This window comes from Hymenobacter telluris (genome assembly GCF_017313265.1).
GTDB classification, from domain to species: Bacteria; Bacteroidota; Bacteroidia; order Cytophagales; family Hymenobacteraceae; genus Hymenobacter; species Hymenobacter telluris.
On sequence record NZ_JAFLQZ010000003.1, the window covers coordinates 205,747 to 226,038 of the forward strand.

At 56.2% G+C, this 20,292-nt stretch carries 19 protein-coding genes and 1 tRNA gene; 11 read left to right on the plus strand and 9 right to left on the minus strand.

All coding sequences use genetic code 11. The features are described from left to right. Nucleotides 1-17: 17 nt before the first annotated feature. The 3 genes from J0X19_RS05790 to J0X19_RS05800 all read left to right on the plus strand — a co-directional run bounded on the left by J0X19_RS05790 (nucleotide 18) and on the right by J0X19_RS05800 (nucleotide 2,698). Nucleotides 18-668 carry a sugar transferase gene (locus tag J0X19_RS05790; protein ID WP_206982457.1) on the plus strand — a complete coding sequence of 217 codons (651 nt, stop codon included), beginning with the start codon at nucleotides 18-20 and terminating at the stop codon, nucleotides 666-668. Between the two features lie 20 nt (nucleotides 669-688). After that, nucleotides 689-1,372: an acetyltransferase gene (locus J0X19_RS05795; RefSeq protein ID WP_206982459.1), complete on the plus strand. Its 684-nt coding sequence runs from the start codon at nucleotides 689-691 to the stop codon at nucleotides 1,370-1,372. A 177-nt stretch (nucleotides 1,373-1,549) separates the two neighbouring features. Beyond that, entirely contained in the window at nucleotides 1,550-2,698 is a 1,149-nt protein-coding gene (locus tag J0X19_RS05800; RefSeq protein ID WP_206982468.1) for a DegT/DnrJ/EryC1/StrS family aminotransferase, read from the plus strand. Nucleotides 2,699-2,819: 121 nt separating this feature from the next. Here J0X19_RS05800 and J0X19_RS05805 read toward each other — a convergent pair whose 3' ends face one another. From J0X19_RS05805 to atpD, 3 genes are all read right to left on the minus strand, one after another. After that, nucleotides 2,820-3,947, minus strand: a complete 1,128-nt coding sequence (locus J0X19_RS05805; protein WP_206982470.1) for a trans-sulfuration enzyme family protein — start codon at nucleotides 3,945-3,947, stop codon at nucleotides 2,820-2,822. Nucleotides 3,948-4,187: 240 nt separating this feature from the next. Further along, complete coding sequence (atpC, locus tag J0X19_RS05810; protein ID WP_206982472.1) at nucleotides 4,188-4,433, minus strand: ATP synthase F1 subunit epsilon; 246 nt, start codon at nucleotides 4,431-4,433, stop codon at nucleotides 4,188-4,190. An 88-nt stretch (nucleotides 4,434-4,521) separates the two neighbouring features. After that, the gene (gene atpD / locus J0X19_RS05815) at nucleotides 4,522-6,027 is read right to left on the minus strand and encodes a F0F1 ATP synthase subunit beta (RefSeq protein ID WP_206982474.1); all 1,506 of its coding nucleotides are present in this window, start codon (nucleotides 6,025-6,027) and stop codon (nucleotides 4,522-4,524) included. Nucleotides 6,028-6,304: 277 nt separating this feature from the next. On the opposite strand from atpD, the gene J0X19_RS05820 reads away from it, so the two are divergent. Then, nucleotides 6,305-6,377 (plus strand) — tRNA-Gln (locus tag J0X19_RS05820). Between the two features lie 164 nt (nucleotides 6,378-6,541). Continuing rightward, entirely contained in the window at nucleotides 6,542-7,471 is a 930-nt protein-coding gene (locus J0X19_RS05825; RefSeq protein WP_022824080.1) for a ribose-phosphate pyrophosphokinase, read from the plus strand. A gap of 83 nt (nucleotides 7,472-7,554) precedes the next feature. On the opposite strand, the gene J0X19_RS05830 is transcribed toward J0X19_RS05825, so the two are convergent. After that, on the minus strand, nucleotides 7,555-9,459 hold the full coding sequence (locus tag J0X19_RS05830; protein ID WP_206982484.1) for a CocE/NonD family hydrolase: 1,905 nt from the start codon (nucleotides 9,457-9,459) through the stop codon (nucleotides 7,555-7,557). A 217-nt stretch (nucleotides 9,460-9,676) separates the two neighbouring features. On the opposite strand from J0X19_RS05830, the gene J0X19_RS05835 reads away from it, so the two are divergent. The 3 genes from J0X19_RS05835 to J0X19_RS05845 all read left to right on the plus strand — a co-directional run bounded on the left by J0X19_RS05835 (nucleotide 9,677) and on the right by J0X19_RS05845 (nucleotide 11,378). Then, entirely contained in the window at nucleotides 9,677-10,249 is a 573-nt protein-coding gene (locus J0X19_RS05835; RefSeq protein WP_206982486.1) for a 50S ribosomal protein L25/general stress protein Ctc, read from the plus strand. Between the two features lie 90 nt (nucleotides 10,250-10,339). Continuing rightward, nucleotides 10,340-10,903 (plus strand): aminoacyl-tRNA hydrolase, encoded by a 564-nt coding sequence (gene pth / locus J0X19_RS05840; protein ID WP_206982487.1) that lies wholly within the window; start codon nucleotides 10,340-10,342, stop codon nucleotides 10,901-10,903. Nucleotides 10,904-10,940: 37 nt separating this feature from the next. Next, the gene (locus J0X19_RS05845) at nucleotides 10,941-11,378 is read left to right on the plus strand and encodes a hypothetical protein (protein WP_206982488.1); all 438 of its coding nucleotides are present in this window, start codon (nucleotides 10,941-10,943) and stop codon (nucleotides 11,376-11,378) included. Nucleotides 11,379-11,435: 57 nt separating this feature from the next. Here the strand turns inward: J0X19_RS05845 and metG are convergent, their stop codons facing one another. Further along, the gene (gene metG, locus J0X19_RS05850; protein ID WP_206982498.1) at nucleotides 11,436-13,481 is read right to left on the minus strand and encodes a methionine--tRNA ligase; all 2,046 of its coding nucleotides are present in this window, start codon (nucleotides 13,479-13,481) and stop codon (nucleotides 11,436-11,438) included. A gap of 369 nt (nucleotides 13,482-13,850) precedes the next feature. On the opposite strand from metG, the gene J0X19_RS05855 reads away from it, so the two are divergent. Next, the gene (locus tag J0X19_RS05855) at nucleotides 13,851-14,303 is read left to right on the plus strand and encodes a hypothetical protein (protein WP_206982501.1); all 453 of its coding nucleotides are present in this window, start codon (nucleotides 13,851-13,853) and stop codon (nucleotides 14,301-14,303) included. 95 nt (nucleotides 14,304-14,398) lie between these two features. Here J0X19_RS05855 and J0X19_RS05860 read toward each other — a convergent pair whose 3' ends face one another. From J0X19_RS05860 to msrB, 3 genes are all read right to left on the minus strand, one after another. Further along, entirely contained in the window at nucleotides 14,399-14,752 is a 354-nt protein-coding gene (locus J0X19_RS05860) for a hypothetical protein (protein ID WP_206982502.1), read from the minus strand. An 87-nt stretch (nucleotides 14,753-14,839) separates the two neighbouring features. After that, nucleotides 14,840-15,634 (minus strand): DUF3050 domain-containing protein, encoded by a 795-nt coding sequence (locus tag J0X19_RS05865; RefSeq protein WP_206982504.1) that lies wholly within the window; start codon nucleotides 15,632-15,634, stop codon nucleotides 14,840-14,842. 116 nt (nucleotides 15,635-15,750) lie between these two features. Beyond that, a complete protein-coding gene (msrB, locus tag J0X19_RS05870; RefSeq protein WP_206982505.1) occupies nucleotides 15,751-16,329 on the minus strand; it encodes a peptide-methionine (R)-S-oxide reductase MsrB in 579 nt (192 codons plus the stop codon). A 188-nt stretch (nucleotides 16,330-16,517) separates the two neighbouring features. Between msrB and typA the strand changes: the two genes are divergently transcribed. Both typA and J0X19_RS05880 read left to right on the plus strand, forming a co-directional pair. Next, nucleotides 16,518-18,326, plus strand: coding sequence for a translational GTPase TypA (gene typA, locus J0X19_RS05875; protein ID WP_206982514.1), 1,809 nt, complete (start codon nucleotides 16,518-16,520; stop codon nucleotides 18,324-18,326). A gap of 126 nt (nucleotides 18,327-18,452) precedes the next feature. Next, on the plus strand, nucleotides 18,453-19,196 hold the full coding sequence (locus J0X19_RS05880) for a YqjF family protein (protein ID WP_206982516.1): 744 nt from the start codon (nucleotides 18,453-18,455) through the stop codon (nucleotides 19,194-19,196). A 5-nt stretch (nucleotides 19,197-19,201) separates the two neighbouring features. Here the strand turns inward: J0X19_RS05880 and J0X19_RS05885 are convergent, their stop codons facing one another. Continuing rightward, a complete protein-coding gene (locus J0X19_RS05885; protein WP_307788278.1) occupies nucleotides 19,202-20,230 on the minus strand; it encodes a cytochrome d ubiquinol oxidase subunit II in 1,029 nt (342 codons plus the stop codon). Nucleotides 20,231-20,292 lie beyond the last annotated feature (62 nt).

Below are 20,292 nucleotides of genomic sequence, written 5' to 3' on the forward strand. Positions count from 1 at the left end.
CTGCTCCGCCAACTCGTATGTCTGAACCCATTAACTGGTACGGCCGCTGGGGCAAGCGTGTGCTGGATGTGGGGCTAGCCACGCCTTTGCTCCTGCTTGCGCTGCCGCTACTGCTGGCAACAGCCGGCGCGCTGGCCATTCAGAACCGGGGGGCGTGGCTGTTTCGGCAACCACGGCCAGGCCTGCACGGGCGGTTGTTCACGCTCTACAAGCTGCAAACCATGACCAGCACCCACGACGCGCAGGGCCAGCTACTCCCGGATGCACAGCGCCTGCCACGCCTAGGCCGCTGGGTGCGCGCCGCCTCCCTCGACGAGTTGCCGCAGCTCTGGAACATACTTCGCGGCGACCTGAGCCTGGTAGGCCCTCGGCCATTGCTTCCCCAGTATCTACTCCTGTATTCCCCTGCGCAAGCCCGCCGCCACTTGGTGTTGCCGGGCCTTACGGGATGGGCGCAGGTGAACGGCCGCAATGCCATCAGCTGGGAGCAAAAGTTCTTGTACGACACGTGGTACGTTGATAATTACAGCTTCGTGCTGGACCTGCGGATCCTGTTTCGCACGGCTTTACGGGTGCTTGGAGCCCGCGGCATTACCGCACCCGGACAGGCTACCACCGAGCCGTTTCGTGGTTCCACTCCCTCCTCTCCCGCTTCTTCTGCTTCCTAATGACGCCGCCCCCTTTCCCTATGGAACCGCATGGTGCTACATCTTCAGTGCAACCCCTGGCCATTTTTGGGGCGGGCGGCTTGGGCCGGGAGGTGCTGATACTGGTCCACCAAATAAACGAGCAACGGCCCACCTGGCGCCTTACGGGCTTCTATGATGACGTTCGGCCGGCCGCTGGTACGCTGCATGGCTTGCCGTACCTGGGCACCACCACCGACCTCAATGCCGTAACCTCGCCGCTGCATGTGGCCGTAGCGGTGGGCAACAGCCAGAGCCGGGCGGCGGTGGTGCGGCAGTTCACGGCGTCAGCGTTGTCGTTTGCTACACTCATACACCCCAGCGTGGCTTGCGCGCCATACCAACAGCTGCAAATTGGCGCGGGCTGTATTATCAGCCAGGGCTGCATTCTGACCACTGATATTGTGCTGGGCCAACACGTATTGCTCAACCTGGGCTGCACCGTTGGGCATGATGCCGTGCTGGAAGATTTTTGCTCCCTGATGCCCCATGCCAATATCGGCGGCGCGGCACACCTGGAATCTGGCGTGTACTTGGGCACCAATGCCACCGTCATCAACCAGGTGCGGGTGGGCGCGCATACTATTGTGGGCGCCGGAGCCGTAGCCGTCCGCGACCTGCCGGCCCATTGTACCGCAGTTGGCGTACCAGCGCAAGTCATTAAATCCAGGCAGTATCAGGTGTAACGGTTGCGTTTCCGGTGCTTGTGTGTTGCTACCGATTACCGGTAGCTTCTCGTCCGGATTTACGCGCTGAGCATGTCAGCTTTTAATCGGTTGCTAAAGCGCATATCATCACCTTTGCACCAACTATCTTCTTTATTCCCTCTCGGCACAAGCTACGGCTTCGGCCCTATTTAGCTAATGCGTAGTCAGGATTACGACCGTCTTTACCTGTCGCCGCCGCACCTCGGCCGCCACGAAATCAACTACCTGCACAAAGCGCTTGAAGACAATTGGGTGGCACCAATCGGTCCTAACCTGGATGGGTTCGAGCGGGATATTTGCGAATTCACTGGGGCCAGGCATTGCGTTGCTCTCACCTCGGGCACGGCGGCCATTCATTTGGGCCTTATCGTGCTAGGTGTGGGGCCGGGGGATGAAGTGCTGTGCCCCTCATTCACGTTTGTAGCCACCGCCAACCCTATCACCTACCTGGGCGCCACACCGGTTTTCATCGATAGCGAATCGACTACCTGGAACATCTGCCCCGACTTGCTGCGCGAAGCCATTGAGGACCGGATTCGGCAAGGCCGCCGGCCCAAGGCGCTGATACTAGTGCACCTATACGGGATGCCGGCCAAGCTGCGCGAGTTGCTGGCCGTGGCCGCTGCTTATAACATCCCGGTGCTGGAAGATGCCGCCGAAGCATTGGGTGGCCGCTACAAAGGCCAGCCGTTGGGCACATTCGGGGCGGTGGGCGTTTTCTCCTTCAATGGCAACAAAATCCTGACCACCAGTGGCGGCGGCGCCTTGGTAACCAACAACCCTGAGTGGGCTCAGCAGGTCCGGTTTCTAGCCACCCAAGCCAAAGACCCTGCCTCTCACTATCAACATTCTGTTACTGGCTACAATTACCGCCTCAGCAATCTGCTGGCCGGCATCGGCCGGGGCCAGATGGAACTGCTGGCTGACCGGGTGAAACGGCGGCGCGAAATTTACAGCTGGTACCAAACACACCTTGCTGACGTGCCCGCTTTGAAGTTCGTCCAAACCGAACCACAAGGCGGGCACAGCAATAGGTGGCTCACGGCTGTACTACTCAACCCCGCCGAAACCAGCGTCACGCCGGAGCAGCTGCGGCTTCATCTTGAAACGCACAACATCGAAAGCCGTCCGCTCTGGAAACCCCTGCATTTACAGCCGCTCTTTCAGGACGCCCCCATATATGGCGGAGCTGTTTGTACCAACTTATTTACTCAAGGTATCTGCCTGCCTTCGGGCACTGCCATTACGGAACAGGACTTACGGCGGGTTTTAGAGGCCATACAAGAAATACTACCACTAGCCTAGCAACTTCAATTCAGTACAAAGTCCACTCAAATAGTACATAAAGTTCCATATCCAGTACTAGCCGTACAAAAAGCATTGAGAGCAGTACAACGCTCTTTGGGTTAGTACAACTGCGCTGCTTTTATTCCGCAGCCAAGGCTTGCTGCAAGTCGGCCAGTAAACCTTCCACCGGCTCGATACCTACCGACAGCCTCACCAACCCCACAGTAATGCCTAAATCGGTTTGCTGCTCCGGCGTGAGGTAGCGGTGCGAGGTACCCAGCGGATACGACAACGAAGAATCCACCCCGGCCAAAGACGGCGCAAACGGAAACTGCTGGCTCCGCTGCATAAACCGATTCACAGTTTCGGCGTCATCGGCTAGCAGAATCGACATCATGCCGCCGAATAGCCCGCCGCCTTGCTGCTTCGCCAATTCGTGCTGCGGATGGTCGGGCAAGCCGGGGTAATACACAGCGCGCACGGCGGGTTGCTCCTGCAAAAAATTGGCAACAGTTAGTGCGTTCTGGCTGTGAGCTGGCATGCGCAGGTGCAACGTTTTGAGGCCCCGTACCGCCAGCCAGCTTTCCATCGGGCTTAGGGTAAGACCATATAGTACCCCCATCTGTTTGAGCCGCGCTGCTATTTCCGGGTCCGCAGCCACTACCACGCCGGCCGTCACGTCGGAGTGCCCGGCAATGTATTTCGTAACGCTGTGCAGCACCAAATCGGCACCTAAGCTGAGCGGCTTGGTTAGAATAGGGGTTGCAAACGTATTGTCGACTACCAGCTTCAAGCCTAACCGGTGGCATTCATCCGCCAAGCGGCGCAGGTCGGCCACGCGCAGTAGCGGGTTACTCATGGTTTCGGCTAGCAGCAGGCGGGTAGTCGGCTGCACGAACTGCGCGAGGTCGTACAGTTGCTCGAACGGCACATACGTCACCGAAATGCCCATGCGGCTCAGTTCCTTGTCAATCAATGACGAGGAGCCACCGTAGATGTCGGCCGCGCACAGCACATGGTCGCCGGCCTGGCAGCACACCAATAGCGCCGCGAAAATGGCCGCCATACCTGAACCCGTAGCCACCGCGCCTGCCCCACCCTCCAGCGTGTTTACCATGTCAGCCAGTTCATCGGAATTGGGATTACCGTTGCGGGAGTACAGGTAGCGGCTGCCTGACTCGCCGAAGTATAGTTCCAATTCATTGAGGTCCTCGAACTTGAAAACCGACGACTGGTAGATGGGGGTTATTTTGGGCTTGATGTCCATAGGGCTGTGTTGGGCAAGCGAGAAAAAGACAGCGTTGCTGCAAGGAAAATCCTTCACCCTGTTACTACTCGCCTCGTTTGCATCCGGCATTTTGTATAACCGGGCCAGATAATGCTGCGCTTCTATTTTGCTTCCGTTGAAACCGCAGCAAGCTAGCCTTTCTGGCTTTGCCTTCAAAACACAAAACCCCGCCACCAAAGCTGGTAGCGGGGTTTGTTTTAGTTACGGCAATGAGCTTGGCTATGCGCTAGCGCCTTCAGCCAACACAATTACGTTGTTGCGCAGTACCTCTACCACGCCACCTTCGATGTGGAAAGCCGTGCGGCCCGTAGTGCTAGTCAGCACCACGTCACCGGCTTTCAGCGCCGAAATTAGGGGCGCGTGGTTGTTCAGCACTTCAAATAAGCCATCAGAGCCCGGAAACTGTGCCGACGTTACTTCGCCTTCAAATACTTTCCGGTCCGGCGTGATGATTTCTAAATGCATGGCTTTGTGAGTTATGAGTTATGAGTTACGAGTTATGAGTTGCCGTTCTGTCAACTCATAACTCGTACTCGTAACTCATAATTAATAACTATTTCGCTTCGGCAATCAGCTTTTCCCCTTTGGCAATAGCATCCTCAATGGTACCAACCAGGTTGAAAGCAGCCTCGGGCAGGTGGTCATAAGTACCATCGATAATGGCATTGAAGCCTTTAATGGTGTCTTTGATGTCAACCAGCACGCCGGCAAGGCCAGTGAACTGCTCGGCTACGAAGAACGGCTGCGACAGGAAACGCTGTACCCGGCGGGCGCGCGTTACGGTCAGCTTGTCTTCTTCGCTGAGTTCGTCCATACCCAGAATGGCGATGATGTCTTGCAGTTCTTTGTAGCGCTGCAAAATCTCTTTCACGCGCTGAGCGGTGTTGTAGTGCTCGGCACCCAGCACCTCAATCGACAAAATGCGCGAGGTGGAGTCCAGCGGGTCAACAGCAGGGTAGATACCTAGCTCGGCGATTTTACGGCTCAATACCGTTGTAGCATCCAAGTGAGCAAAGGTGTTGGCCGGAGCTGGGTCAGTCAAGTCATCGGCAGGCACATATACGGCCTGTACCGACGTGATAGAGCCGCGCTTAGTAGACGTAATCCGCTCCTGCATGGCACCCATTTCGGTGGCCAGCGTGGGCTGGTATCCTACGGCCGAAGGCATCCGACCCAACAGAGCCGATACTTCCGAACCCGCCTGCGTGAAGCGGAAGATATTGTCGATGAAGAACAGGATGTCGCGGCCGGCACCGGAACCGTCGCCGTCGCGGAAATTCTCGGCAATCGTTAGACCCGACAGGGCCACGCGGGCACGGGCTCCGGGGGGCTCGTTCATCTGGCCGAACACGAGGGTAGCCTGCGACTTCAGCAGTTCGTTCTGGTCAACCTTGGTCAGGTCCCAGCCACCGGCTTCCATCGAGTGCTTGAACTCCTCACCGTACTTAATAATGTCGGACTCAATGAATTCACGCAGCAAGTCGTTGCCCTCGCGGGTACGCTCACCCACCCCGGCAAACACCGACAGACCTTCGTAGGCTTTGGCGATGTTGTTTACCAGCTCCATGATGAGTACGGTTTTACCTACCCCGGCACCACCAAACAAACCGATTTTACCGCCCTTTACATAAGGAGCCAGCAAGTCGATTACTTTGATACCAGTGAAGAGGATTTCCGACGACGTAGCCAAGTCCTCGAAAGGTGGCGGCTGGCGGTGAATCGGCAGCGGACCGTCGCTTTTAGGCTGCGGAATGCCGTCAATGGCTTGGCCGATTACGTTGAAGAGGCGGCCTTTCACGCCTTCGCCGGTAGGCATCGACATGGGGGCACCCAAGCTGCGCACTTCGGCGCCGCGGGTGAGGCCTTCCGTGGAGTCCATAGCAATGGTACGCACACGGTCTTCGCCCAGGTGTTGCTGACACTCCAGGATTACCACCTGGCCGTTATCTTTTGTAACTTCGAGGGCGTCGAGAATATTAGGAAGCTTTGCGTTTTCACCCGCGAAGCTCACGTCCACGACGGGACCAATAACCTGGGTGATTTTGCCGGTATTCGCCATTGCGTTCTTTATAGGTAGTGGGGCAAGGTTTTCAGGCCGCAAAACTACAGTTTAATCCCCTCTTAACCAAAGCAGAGCTGCCACGAAAGTTTGCCTTCTCCAACTTCAAGGCTGCCGGCCTGAAAATCAGCCACTCAGGCCTTAAAAAGGGACATTAGACGAGGATAGGGCGAAAAAAATTCTGAAAAATATTTCCACGAAAGTTTGCCTTGATAAAAAGCCCTAGTACATTTGCACACCCAAACGGCACATCTACACCGATAACCGCTGGGGAAATTGTCCGATGGTGTAACTGGCAACACGCTTGATTTTGATTCAAGAAAGTCCAGGTTCGAGCCCTGGTCGGACAACCGACTAAAGTAAGCGAAAGGCGCTGATTCTTCTTCCGAAGAGTTAGCGCCTTTCGCTTTTTTAGTTTTCGGCGTCCGCCCTCAGCAACGTGCCCCAGTTTGCTTCTTTCGTAGCTCCATCAGCGCAATTTTTAATTTTTAATTCTTAATTTTTAATTGTCTTCATGGCACAGCAGGTAAAAATCTTCGCGGGCAACGCGTCTCATGATCTTGGTGAAAAAATAGCCGCCGCGTACGGCCAGCCCCTCGGCGACCTGAGCATTCAGCGCTTTGCCGACACTGAGTTGGGCCCGAGTTTCAACGAAAGCGTGCGGGGCTGCGCGGTGTTCCTGATTCAAAGCACTACCCCACCCGCCGAAAACCTGATGGAGCTGATGCTGATGGTAGATGCGGCCAAACGGGCCTCGGCTTACAAGGTGAATATTGTAATGCCCTATATGGGTTATGCCCGCCAGGACCGCAAAGACAAGCCGCGTGTGAGCATCGGGGCCAAGGTGGTAGCCGATTTCATTCAGAGCGTGGGTACCGACCGGATGATGACCTGCGACCTGCACGCCGGCCAGATTCAGGGCTTCTTCGATATTCCGGTTGACCACCTCGACGGCGCCACCGTGACTGCTCCCTACATCAAGTCGCTGAACCTCGATGACCTGATCTTTGCCTCGCCCGACGTAGGCGGTGTAGTGCGGACCCGGGCTTTCGCCAAAAAGTTTGGAGCCGAGATTGTGGTCTGCGACAAAATGCGCCTGCGTGCCAATGAAATTGCGTCGATGCAGGTTATCGGCGACGTGACGGGCATGAACGTGGTGCTGGTAGACGACATTGTGGATACGGCCGGCACCATCTGCAAAGCAGCAGAGCTATTGATGGAGCGCGGCGCCAAATCGGTGCGGGCGGTAATTACGCACGGCCTGCTCAGCGGCCCGGCCCACGAGCGGATTCGTAATTCGGCCTTGGAAGAACTGGTGATTACCGACACGATTCCGCTGAAAGAAGAGAACCACAAAATCCGGGTGATTTCCGTGGCTAACCTGTTTGCCAGCGCCATCCGCAACGTGGTGACGCACGAGTCGATTAGCTCGTTGTTCGTGTAGAACATAGCTTCACAAAAGAAAAACGCCGCCCAACTGTAGAGTTGGGCGGCGCTTTTCTTTTGTGCTAGCTGGCACTACAGGAATTATGGAATCTGCTGCTTGGTGCTGCTGGCAGGCAGCACTTCTACGTCAATGAAACTGTCGCCGTGCACGGTGTGAGTTGCCTGCTGGTAGTCGCTCTCGTTGGCCTTGTAGGGATTCTCCACGAATTTCTGGGGGTTGCGGGCTATGAACGGAAACCAGGTGCTCTGCACCTGCACCATGATGCGGTGCCCTTTCTTGAAGGTGTGCAGCACGTCCTGCAACCGGAAGTTTACGTCGGTTTTCTGGTTGGCCACCATAGCTTCGGGCTTCTCGAAGCTGTTGCGGAAACGAGCGGGCATCACCTCGGAGCGTACCATCTGCTGGTAGTTGCTGAGGGTGATGTTCTTGTTGGGCATGTAGTCGTGGTTGGGCTCGTCGGGCGGATACACATCGATGAGCTTCACCACCCAATCGGCGTCGGTGCCGGAGGTAGCTACTTTGAGGTTGGCCATGATTTCGCCGCCGAGCGTTACGTCATCGGTCAGCACGTCGGTTTGATACACGAGCACATCGGGGCGGCGGCCGGCAAAGCGCTGGTCTTCGCTCATGTAGTTGTGCGGCGTGAAGCCCATGGTCGTGGTCAGGTCTTCGGTGTAGGGCACCGGCTTGAGCGGATCACTGATGAAGCTTTTGGTACCGGGCGTAGCGGCGGGCTGTTTGTCTAGCTTACCGTCGGCGCTCAGGTAGAACTTGAGGTGGGTGGCTTCGGTGGCGGGCCATTTCGGGAAGGTTTCCCACTGCTTTCTGCCAGTGTCGAACATATAGGCTTCGGGCAGGCCCGAGTTTTTGTCGCCATTGCCTTTCAGAAAGTGCGCGAAGAACTTCGCCTCGATGTTGCGCTGGTAGAACGTGGCAATACTGTCGCCGAAGTACACATTGCTGTGCAGGGTGTGGCCGGTTTCCCTGGACCAACGGCCGTGCCCAAAGGGGCCCATCACAATGGTATTGTAGGTGCCTGGGCTCTTCTTCTCGATGGTTTTGTAGATAGTGAGCGGGCCGCGGAGGTCTTCGGCATCAAACCAGCCACCAACGGTCATGACGGCGGGCTTTACACCGGAAGTATAATGCTCAGGCAAGCCGCGCTTCTGCCAAAACTCGTCGTAGCTAGGATGGTTGACGGTTTCCTGCCAGAAGAAATTGTTGGCGTAGTACTTATCGGCATTCTTGAGCGGGCCTAAGTCCAGCAGGAACTGGTAGCCGTCCTTGGTATTGGCTTTGATGTTTTGGGCGCTGTACCACGCTTTGCTGGTGGTATCCTGCTTCTGCACCCCAAACACCGGATACGTGAAGATGTACGACTCCAGAAAGGCGCCATTGTGGTGGAAATCGTCGAAGAAGAAGTCGGATATTGGTGCCTGCGGGGAAGAGGCTTTCAAAGCTGGGTGGTCGGACAGGATGCCGGCGGCGGTGTAGAAGCCCGGGTAGGAAATGCCCCATTGCCCTACCCGACCGTTGTTGCTGGCCACCTTCTTGACCAGCCAGTCAATGGTATCGAAGGTATCGGAGCCTTCGTCCACATCTTTCTTGCTTTTCTTTTTGTCGATTACCGGGGTCATGTTGGTCCAGGTGCCTTCACTCTTCCAGCGGCCGCGCACATCCTGATACACGAAAATGTAGCCTTCCTTCATCATAGTTTCCGAAGGGCCAAGGCGCGCGGGATACTTGCCGGGGCCGTAGGGGGCCACGCTGTAGCAGGTGCGCTGCATCATAATGGGGTACTTCTTGCCAGCCACATCTTTGGGCGTGTAGATGGCCGTGAACAGCTTCACCCCGTCGCGCATCGGGATGTATACTTCCTTTTTAGTGTAGTGTTCCTGCGCGTAGCTCGGCGCGGCAGGAGTTTGGGCGGCCAGCGGCCCCCAACAGAGGGTAAACAGCCAGAACAATGGCGTGAGTCTCTTCATAAGTGGAGGGAAAGCAAGTGTGGGATAGGAAGTGAGATGTAAATGGCGCTAGATGATAGCCAAAGAAAGCTTATTTAAAGACACTTCAATTGTACCTCGGCGCTGCATCAACGCTTTAATAAGTTGCCAGGCATAGTAACTCTACTATTGATTGTCTATCTTTGCGGCCCGTTTGCCGCTTTGGCAAGCGGTTACATTTCTTCAAAAAACTTCTTTTATGAAAAGCCTCGAGATTGTAGGGTTTAAAAGAGCGAATCTCGGTAAGAAGGATTCCAAGGCGGTTCGCCTTGAGTCGTACGTGCCGTGCGTATTGTACGGTGGCGCTGAGCAGGTGCACTTTACGGCCCCCGCTATCCTCTTCCGCGAATTGCTGTACACCCCCGAAGTTCACATCGTGGACCTGAACGTGGAGGGTACGCACTACCGCGCTATTGTGCAGGATGCGCAGTTCCACCCCGTAAACGAAATGCTGCTGCACGTTGACTTCCTGGAGCTGGCTGACGGCAAAGAAGTGAAAATGGATGTGCCCGTGAAGTACGTAGGCGTTTCGCCGGGCGTACTGGCTGGTGGCAAGCTGGTGAGCAAGCTGCGTAAGCTGAAGGTGAAAGCTACTCCCGAAAACCTGCCCGACTTCGTGGAAGTTGACATTTCGGACCTCGGCCTCGGCAAATCCATCAAAGTGAGCAAGGTGGAAGAGAAAGGCTTTACCATCCTGACCAACGCGCAGGCTCCCATTGCTACCGTGGCCATCCCACGTGCACTGAAAGGCCAGATGCAGGGCGACAAGTAAGCTTCCTAGCTGCTTGTTGCATTGAATGGAAATCCTGTTTTGCTTTGGCAAGACAGGATTTCTTATTTCACCTTCCTCGTCAGACAACCTATGAAATACCTGGTTCTCGCCCTCGGCAACATTGGGCCGGAATACGCCGACACCCGCCACAACATTGGGTTTATGGTAGCCGATTTTCTGGCCGCCAAGCACGACGCCCGATTCGAGTTGGGCCGCCACGCCTTCACCACCGAAATCAAGCACAAAGGCAAAACCTTCGTGCTGGTGAAACCCACCACCTACATGAACCTGAGCGGCAAGGCGGCGGCGCATTACCTGAGCAGCCTCAAGCTGGAAAAGGAAAGCATGGTAGTAGTAACCGACGATTTGGCCCTGCCCTACGGCAAGCTGCGCCTGAAAGGCAAAGGCTCAGCCGGCGGGCACAACGGCCTGAAAAGCATTCAGGAGTCCATTGGCAGCGACGAGTACGCCCGCCTGCGCTTCGGCGTGGACGCCAACTTCTCGAAAGGCCGGCAAGTGGATTACGTGCTGGAACAGTTTTCTGCTGATGAGCGGATCGACCTATCCACCCACATCGCAAAAGCCGCCGACGCCATCCTGAGCTTCGGCACGATTGGGCTGGAGCGCACAATGAATGTGGTGAACACGAAGTAGCTCATACTACCCCTGCACTTGGGCACGTTTGGAGAGTATGGCAACTAAGCTTTATTCTTTATTTACTGTTTTCGCGACTTCACTACCAAGCCTAGCACTGGCACAGACGCCTGCCGCTACGGCCAAAGTTGTAATGTATCGACCGTTCAAGCTCTTTGGCTGGGGAGTCAACTACGGTATCTACCACGAAGGGCAGGGAGTATGTGGGCTGAGCAACCGCCGCTACTTGGTCATGACTGTGCCGACTGGCTCCGTCGTTCTTCGCTCCCACATTATGGGGCTCGGATTTGTAAAAGAAGAGCGACTTATACGCTTTCAAGCCCAAGCAGGAGAAACTTACTTTATACAAACGAATCCCAGATATTGGTCGGGCGCTCTGGATATGGCAATCGTACCCGCAGAATATGCCAAGGGTCGCCTGCAACGGATTCCTAAACCCGACCATTGCTCGGAGCCATTCAGTTTCAATCAATAACTAAAAAGCGCCGCCCCTAAAAGCAGGGACGGCGCTTTTCATTGGTCCGTTGGATACTTACGCCACGCCCGAGCCGGGTACTACGGCGTGGCCGGGCTGCATCAGGGCCAGGGAGCCATCGGCGTTTTCGGCCATCAGGAGCATGCCTTGGCTTTGGATGCCTTTGATTTCGCGCGGGGCGAGGTTGAGCAGCACCTGCACCTGCTGACCAATCAGGGCTTCAGGAATGAAGTGTTCGGCAATGCCGCTTACGATGGTGCGGGGCTCGGCAAGGCCCACATCTACGCTTAGCTTGAGCAGCTTCTTGGTTTTGGCCACTTTCTCGGCGGCTACCACCGTGCCCACGCGCAAATCAAGCCGCTGAAACTCTTCGAAGCTGATGTCATCTTTGGGTGGCGCGGCTTTGGCGTTGGCTAGCTCGTTGGCCTTTTTAGTGTCGAGCAGTTTTTGCACCTGGGCTTCCACGGTGGCATCTTCAATCTTGTCGAAGAGCAAAGCAGCTTCTTTGATTTGATGGCCTGCTGGCAGCGCATCGGGGCGGCCGGCTTGCTGCCAGGTGCCCTTTTCCGTGTTCAGCATCTCCCCTAGTCGGCTGGCGGCAGTAGGCAGGAACGGTTCGAGCAGCGTAACCAAGCTGGCCGCTAGTTGCAATGCCACATGCAGCACGGTAGCAGTGCGGGCTTCATCGGTTTTGATCAGCTTCCAGGGTTCCGTATCGGCCAGATACTTGTTGCCGAGGCGCGTCAGGTTCATCAGTTCGTTCAGGGCGTCGCGGAACCGATAGTTCTCAATCAACTCACCTACGCGCTTCGGAAACTCACTTAGTTGCCGCAGCACTTCTTCGTCTTCGGGAGTAAAGCCAGCAGAGACGGGCACTTTACCGCCAAAGAATTTGTGCGTGAGCACCAACGCGCGGTTCACGAAATTGCCGAGGTTGGCAACCAGTTCGTTGTTGTTGCGAGCCTGGAAATCCTTCCAGGTGAAGTCGTTGTCTTTGGTTTCGGGGGCGTTGGCGCAGAGCACGTAGCGCAGCACGTCGGCTTTGCCGGGGAAATCCTGGAGGTACTCGTGCAGCCATACCGCCCAGTTGCGGCTGGTGCTTATTTTGTCGCCTTCCAGGTTCAGGAACTCGTTGGCGGGCACATTATCGGGCAGGATATAGTCGCCGTGGGCCTTGAGCATCGTGGGGAAGATGATGCAATGGAACACGATGTTGTCCTTGCCGATAAAGTGCACCAGTTTGGTACCGGCGTCTTTCCAGTAGGTTTCCCAAGTGTCGGGCAGCAGGTCTTTGGTGGCCGAAATGTAGCCGATGGGCGCATCGAACCACACGTAGAGCACCTTGCCTTCGGCCCCGGCTACCGGCACGGGCACGCCCCAATCCAGGTCGCGGGTTACGGCGCGGGGATGCAGCCCTTGGTCGATCCAGGATTTGCACTGGCCGTACACGTTGGTTTTCCAGTCCTGCTTGTGGCCTTCCACAATCCACTCGCGCAGCCAGGGTTCGTACTGGTCGAGGGGCAGGTACCAGTGCTTGGTTTCGCGCAGCACCGGCTGATTGCCGCTGAGCATGGAGTGCGGGTTAATCAATTCGGTGGGACTGAGCGAGGAGCCGCACCGCTCACACTGGTCGCCGTAGGCGTTTTCGTTGCCGCAGTTTGGGCAGGTGCCTACAATGTAGCGGTCGGCCAGAAACTGGTCGGCTTTCTCATCGTAGTACTGCTGCGACACCTGCTCGACGAACTTGCCTTCCTCGTAGAGCTTCCTGAAAAAGCCGCTGGCTACTTCGGCGTGGGTTTTAGAGGAAGTGCGCGAGTAAATATCGAATGACACGCCGAAATCCTGAAACGAGTCGCGGATGATGGCGTGGTACTTATCTACCACTTGCTGCGGCGTAACGCCTTCTTTCTGCGCCCGGATGGTGATGGGTACGCCGTGCTCGTCGGAGCCGCAAATAAACTTCACGTCGCGGCCGGCGGCGCGCAGATAGCGCACGTAGATATCGGCCGGTAAGTACACGCCCGCCAGGTGGCCAATGTGCACCGGCCCGTTGGCGTAGGGCAGCGCCGCCGTGACGGTATAGCGTTGAGGATCAGGTTGCATTTAGAAAAGAGAAGAAAGAAAACAGAGAATCAGAAAGGAAACCAGCCGAAATCAGAAAAGCGGCTGGTAAGCGTAAAGGGCACTGTACACAACAATAAAAGCCGCCCAGAATTTCTTCTATATTTGAGCAGCTCGACTGTTAATTGCGTCTTCCCAAGAAAACCTCACTCACACTTGCTACTAATGAAAAAGTCTGAACAAGAACAGCCGGAGAAAAAGGCCAAAAAAGTTTCTGCCAAGAAAACTCCCGAAGAGAAAGCGCAGCGGAAAGCAGAAAAAGCGGCGACTAAAGCCACAGATGCTATTTCAGACTCTAGTACTGGCAAGAAGGCTAATCAAAAGAAAGCGTTGAAGCTGGCAGCCAAGCAATTGCAAAAGGAACTGGACCAGCGCATGAGTGAAGTGGTGAAGCGCATCCGCAAAGAAACAAAAGACAAACTGAAAGCAGTGGTGAAAGAAGCCACGCAGCGCCTCGACGTAGATACGGCGCAGTTGTTTGAGCAAGCGCTTCACTCCATTGTGCAGCACCGCGACAATGGCACTCCCGCCGCTTCCGACAGCATTGCTGCTACTCCAACTAGCGTTGCCTCTACCAAAGCAAAGCCTAGCACACAGCCCAAAGCTGCCACCCTCAGCAACAATGGCCGGGCTTCAAAAACCAGCTCTGCTACCAAGGCAGCTGCACCTGCTGCAAAGCCAGCCGCCACTGCCCCTGCTCGGCGCAGCCGCCCCAGCCGTGCTAAAGTAGCACCCAAGCCAGTTGCCGCCGCCAACCTCGACACGGCTACCGATAACCCAGCTACTGCCACCGACTCGCAATAATTTGCCGGTAAGTGTCGGACAGACAGTATAACTCAACGGCCCGTTGCTTTCCAAGTGAAAGCAACGGGCCGTTGAGCGTTTCGGGCTGATTGGAGCTAAGGCCGCCGGATTGTATCAGTGGGGGCGCCATTGAGGCGGCGCAGGCGCGTTTCGTTGGTGGTAGTATTGGCGTCGTTGGTGTTCAGGCTTTCGGGACGCTTGCGCGAGTTGATGCCGCTGGCCTGCTCACCGAGCCGGACGCGGCCGGGTGTAGCATCGGGTACCGAGCCGCCGTAGCCAGCGCCGCTGTTGTACGCAGCCTGCCGTTCGGCATCGGTGGTAATCTGGCTCGGCACGCGCGGGCGGTCCACTTCGGCGGCACTTTCCTGCGTGGTAAAGCAGGCAGTGGTGAGGTTGCAAACGCCCAACAGGAGCGCAATTGTAAACAGGCGGTAGAAAACGTTTTTCATCGGTTGAACAATAAAGCCGCCCCAACGATTGGAGCGGCTTTCCTACAACGCATCAGCCCCCTGTGGGGTTGGCTTACCGATTGGTATTTACTTGCTTACCGGCTGCGACACGGCCGCCCGAATACCATCCCAAAGGGCCAGCCGGGCCTGCATGCAACCAATGGCTACATCCTGGCATTCTTGCCAGCGCTGCGCATCAGTACCGCACAGTTCGCGCACCATTTGCTGAGCTAGTGGCGTGTGCACTTCCTCATCCAGCTGAATGTGCCGGTCGAGGTAGTACGTGAACGTGTCAAGCTGGCTGGGGAAACGCTGGCGCAAATCATTGACGAGGTGGCGGAACATGTCGGGAATCACGTCTTCGCGGCCAAACGTGAAGGCGGCCGCAACAGCATGCGTCTGACCGGACTTGATGATGGCAAATGTTTCCAGCACAAACTGCCGCACCGACTGCGGCGCATCAGCTATTTCCAGGGCTCTTTCAATGGTTTCGCCCACGGCCAAGGCGCCAATTAGGCGGTGCATGGGAGCAGTATCGGCGCCACATTCTTCCATGGCCCGCAAGTACATTTCGAAGTGGCTGGCCGGCTGCCCTTGCTGGTCCACGTCGGTTTCCTCTTCCAGCACTATTTCGTTGATGAGCCGGCGCGTGGCGGGATTACCCTGTGGCACCCACGGCACCGTCACGCAGGTCAGGTCGCGCTGCAAGGCTTTCAGGAGCGACATAAAGTCCCACACCGCAAACACGTAGTGCTGCATGAATACCTGCAAATCTTCCAGAGAGTGTAAGGCGCGGTACACATCGTGGGCTACCAGCTGTGCCCGCACGGGGGCCAACTGCTCCTGCAAATGCAGAATAGGGTCTTGAACTTGGGTGTGCATTATAGGAAAAGAATAAGAGCTGGGTAACGCAGTTGATTACGCTTCCGCTTAGCAACAAACAAAGGGGCCCATTGGCTTGGGCTGCCAATGGGCCTTCAAAGCTACGGACCACCGAATTACTTGGCTTTCTCGAACACCATTCCGTCGGAATCCATGCAATACCGCTGACCAGTGGGCTTGGGACCGTCGTTGAAAACGTGGCCGAGGTGGCCGCCGCATTTGGCGCATACCAGTTCGTCGCGGCTCATGCCCAGGCTGTTGTCGGCAGTTACTTTCAGGCTGTTTTCAGTGGCCGGGGCCCAGAAGCTGGGCCAGCCGGTACCCGACTCGAACTTGGTTTCCGAAGAGAACAGCAGGTTGTGGTCGGCGGCGCAGTAGTAGTTGCCTTTCTCGTGGTTGTTGGCATACTTGTTCACGAAGGGCCGCTCGGTGCCTTGCTCGCGCAGAATGAAGTATTGAGCCGGCGTGAGCTGCTTTTTCCATTCGGCGTCGGTTTTGCGCACCGGAAACTCGTCGGGCTTGCCCGTTACGGGTTTAGGAGCGGGGTATTTAGCGGCCACGGCCTTCACTGGCGTGGCCCCGTTAGTAGGCGAATCCGACGCATCCATTTTGGCGTCGCGGTTGCTTTTTTTCTGCGAGCAAGCCGAATTCAAGGTTAGGGCTGACAAGAGCAGAATCAGAAGAGAAGAGCGCATGTGGTGAAGCAGATAAGAATTTCAGCAAGCCAAACAGTAGTGTCGGGCTTATGAAGGAACATACGCAACCGGCTATACGTTCGGTTCGTGCCGCAGCGCCTTGGTTTCTGTGTCAGGAAGTTAACTTTTCGAGTACACAGGTTTTTGCGGTCGGAATTACTTACCTTTGCACCCGGAAAACCCATTGTATGCAGAACATCCGGAATATCGCAATCATTGCGCACGTTGACCACGGCAAGACCACGCTCGTGGACAAGATCATTCACGCTTCCAAGCTTTTCGACGACCACCAGCAGTTCGACGACTTGATTTTGGATAACAACGACCTGGAGCGCGAGCGGGGCATCACCATCGTCTCGAAAAACGTTTCGGTTCGCTACAAAGACGTAAAAATCAACATCATCGACACCCCTGGTCACGCCGACTTCGGGGGTGAAGTGGAGCGCGTACTGAAGATGGCCGACGGCGTATTGCTGCTCGTTGATGCCTTCGAAGGCGCCATGCCCCAGACGCGTTTCGTGTTGGGCAAAGCCATCGACCTGGGCCTGAAGCCGATTGTGGTGGTAAACAAAGTGGACAAAGAAAACTGCCGCCCCGATGAGGTGCACGAGCAGGTGTTCGACCTCATGTTCAACCTCGGTGCCAACGAAGACCAGCTGGACTTCGTGACCCTGTACGGCTCTTCGAAGCAGGGCTGGATGAGCACCGACTGGAAAGTGAAAACCGACAGCATCATCCCGCTGCTCGACGCCGTAGTGGCCTCTATCCCAGCGGCTCCTACCTTGGATGGCACCCCGCAAATGCAGGTTACCTCACTCGACTACTCGTCGTTTGTGGGCCGGATTGCTATTGGCCGGGTACACCGCGGTACGCTGAAAGAAGGCGCCAACATGAGCTTGGTAAAGCGTGACGGCACGGTTAAGAAAGTAAAAATCAAAGAGCTGCAAGTATTCGAAGGCTTGGGTCGCACCAAGGTTTCGGAGGTTAGCTCCGGCGAAATCTGCGCCGTAACTGGTATCGAAGGTTTCGACATCGGAGATACGCTGGCGGATGCCGACAACCCCGAAGGCTTGGCTACCATCAGCATCGACGAGCCGACGATGAACATGCTGTTCACCATCAACAACTCGCCGTTCTTCGGTAAGGAAGGCAAGTTTGTAACCTCGCGCCACTTGCGGGACCGTCTCTTCAAGGAAACCGAGAAGAACCTGGCCCTGCGCGTGAAGGAAACCGACAAGGAAGACACGTTCTTGGTGTACGGCCGCGGTATTCTGCACTTGTCGGTACTGATTGAAACCATGCGCCGCGAAGGATTCGAGTTGCAGGTTGGTCAGCCCCAGGTTCTCTTCAAAGAAGACGACAATGGCAACCGCCTGGAGCCCGTTGAACACTTGGTAGTAGACGTACCCGAGGAAACCGCCGGTAAGGTGATTGAACTGGTGACGATGCGCAAAGGCGAGCTGACCATCATGGAGCCGAAAGGCGACTTGCAGCACCTGGAGTTCAACATCCCGGCTCGTGGCCTGATTGGTCTGCGTAACAACGTACTGACCGCTACGGCTGGTGAGGCCATCATGAACCACCGCTTCTCGGCTTACGAGCCGTACAAAGGTGTAATTCCGGGCCGTATCTCTGGTTCGCTGATTTCGATGGATACGGGTGCCGGTACGGCCTACACCATCGACAAGATGCAGGACCGTGGCGAGTTCTTCGTGGATCCAGGTGAGGAAGTGTACGCGGGCCAGGTTATCGGGGAGCACACCCGCCCCAACGACTTGACCATCAACATTCAGAAAGGCAAGAAGCTCACCAACATGCGTGCTTCGGGCTCGGATGACAACGTGAAAATTGTTCCGAAGCGTCAGTTCTCGCTGGAGGAAGCCATGGAATACATCCAGAAGGATGAGTACCTGGAGGTAACGCCAAAATCGGTGCGGATGCGCAAGATTCTGCTCGACGAAAACGAGCGTCTGCGCTACGCCAAGAAAGTAGACTAGGTTTTAGAAAGTCATAATAAAAAAAGGGACGGCCACTGGTCGTCCCTTTTTGTTTGCTAGCAAGAGAGATGTGCACTTCTGTGTGTTGTAGCAGTGGCCGCAACTCATTCTATTCCATTCCATTTCATGCCAGTCAACTCTGACCTTACCCGTTCTAACTTCCCCCTGATGCGGCAGCGGTGGAGTGAGCTGCTGTTTGCGCACTGGCCGGTAGCGTCGGAACTATTGAGGCCGTACTTACCGGAACGGCTGGAACTGGACTTGTTCGAGGGGCAGGCGTGGCTAGGTGTGGTACCCTTCACGATGAGCGGTATTCGGCCGCTGGGGCTGCCCGCTGTGCCGGGCCTGAACCACTTGCACGAGTTGAATGTGCGCACCTATGCTCGGCTGGATGGCGTGCCGGGCGTGTGGTTTCTTTCCCTTGATGCCACTAATCCAGTAGGCGTTTGGGCGGCCCGCACGTTGTTCCACCTCCCCTATCTGCACGCCCGCATCAGCCTACAGGAAACCAACGGTACGTTTCGGGCCGTGGCGGAACGTACCCACCGCGGCGCGGCGCCGGCTACGTTTGCGGCCACTTGGACACCAGGCGAATTGCGGCCAGCGGCCCAGCCCGGCTCATTGGCTCATTTCCTGACGGAGCGGTATTTTCTGTACACGGCAGGTCCTGATTTGCTACAAGATATACGCGGCACCAACTTATGGCGCGGTCAACTGTACCACGAGCCCTGGACGTTGCGCGACGCAACACTGAGTGAGTGGGACTCGACCCTGGTGGAGGCACACGGATTGCCAACCCCCATGGGAGCACCGGTGTTGCATGCCGCGGAACCGCTGGACGTATGGATCAAGGAGCTGCGGCGCGTATAAATAAGCTAGTGAGCGGCTTCGGCCACTTCTTCGGCTTCGCGCTGGAAACTGTAGTAGAGGTAATACAGCGCGGGCAGAATGAAAACACTGCCCAGCAGCAGCGCCCAGCCCAGCGCAGTTATAGTAGCTAAAGGAGCCTGGCTGTTCAGCAACGAAAGATTGGCACCGTTGCGCACTACTATGAAATCGGGGAAGTGCCAGTAGCCAATAGCCAGCAGTATCATGGTGACTTGGAACCCCGCCAGCAGACGCGGCAGAACCGTCCAGCCTCGGCCAACGGCATAAGCTAATACCCCCAACGAAACCGTGGCTAAAGCTACAGCCGTTGAACCTACCGCATTGCCAAAAATCCACTGCCAGAGCGGTACCCCATCCACGTAGGCCGCTAGAAATACCAGCCCTCCTGCCGCAAAAGCAATGGCCGTCATGGTGCGAGTTTTACGAATAAAATAGCGCTTATCGGCCTCCGTTTGGGCTTCTCCGATACTGTAAACGCTGGCCAGATAGCCACACAAGGCCACGGTAAACACGCCTACTGCCACGGCAAACCAGTGCAGCCAGCTGAACACGTAAGCCGATAAAAAATCGGAGGGCGCCGACTCGATATGCCCTGCCAACACGCTGGCGGCAATAACTCCCAGGAAAAACGGCGTAATGGCACTGGAAAGCGCGAAAATGCGGTTATACAACTGCTGCATCCGGTCCTTCACCGCGTCGTAGTGCCGGAAAACGAAGGCGGTACCGCGCGCAATGATGCCCATGAGCATAATCAGCAGCGGAATGTGCAGGTACACCGACATTACGCTGTAGATGCGCGGGAAGCCCACAAACAGAATCACCACGGCAATGATAAGCCACATGTGGTTAGCCTCCCAGATGGGCCCAATGGCGTGCGACATCGTCTGGCGGGCGGCGTTGCGGTTTTTGCTGCGCGTGAATAGCTCCATGATGCCCGCCCCAAAATCGGCGCCACCGAGCAGCAGATACAGCAAAATAGCTAAGCACAGATAGGTTATGACGACGTATTGCATCATGGCAAGAAGGCGTTAGAGTACGCTGAGGGTAATGCTACAAGCCTGAAAGGCATCACGCAGTG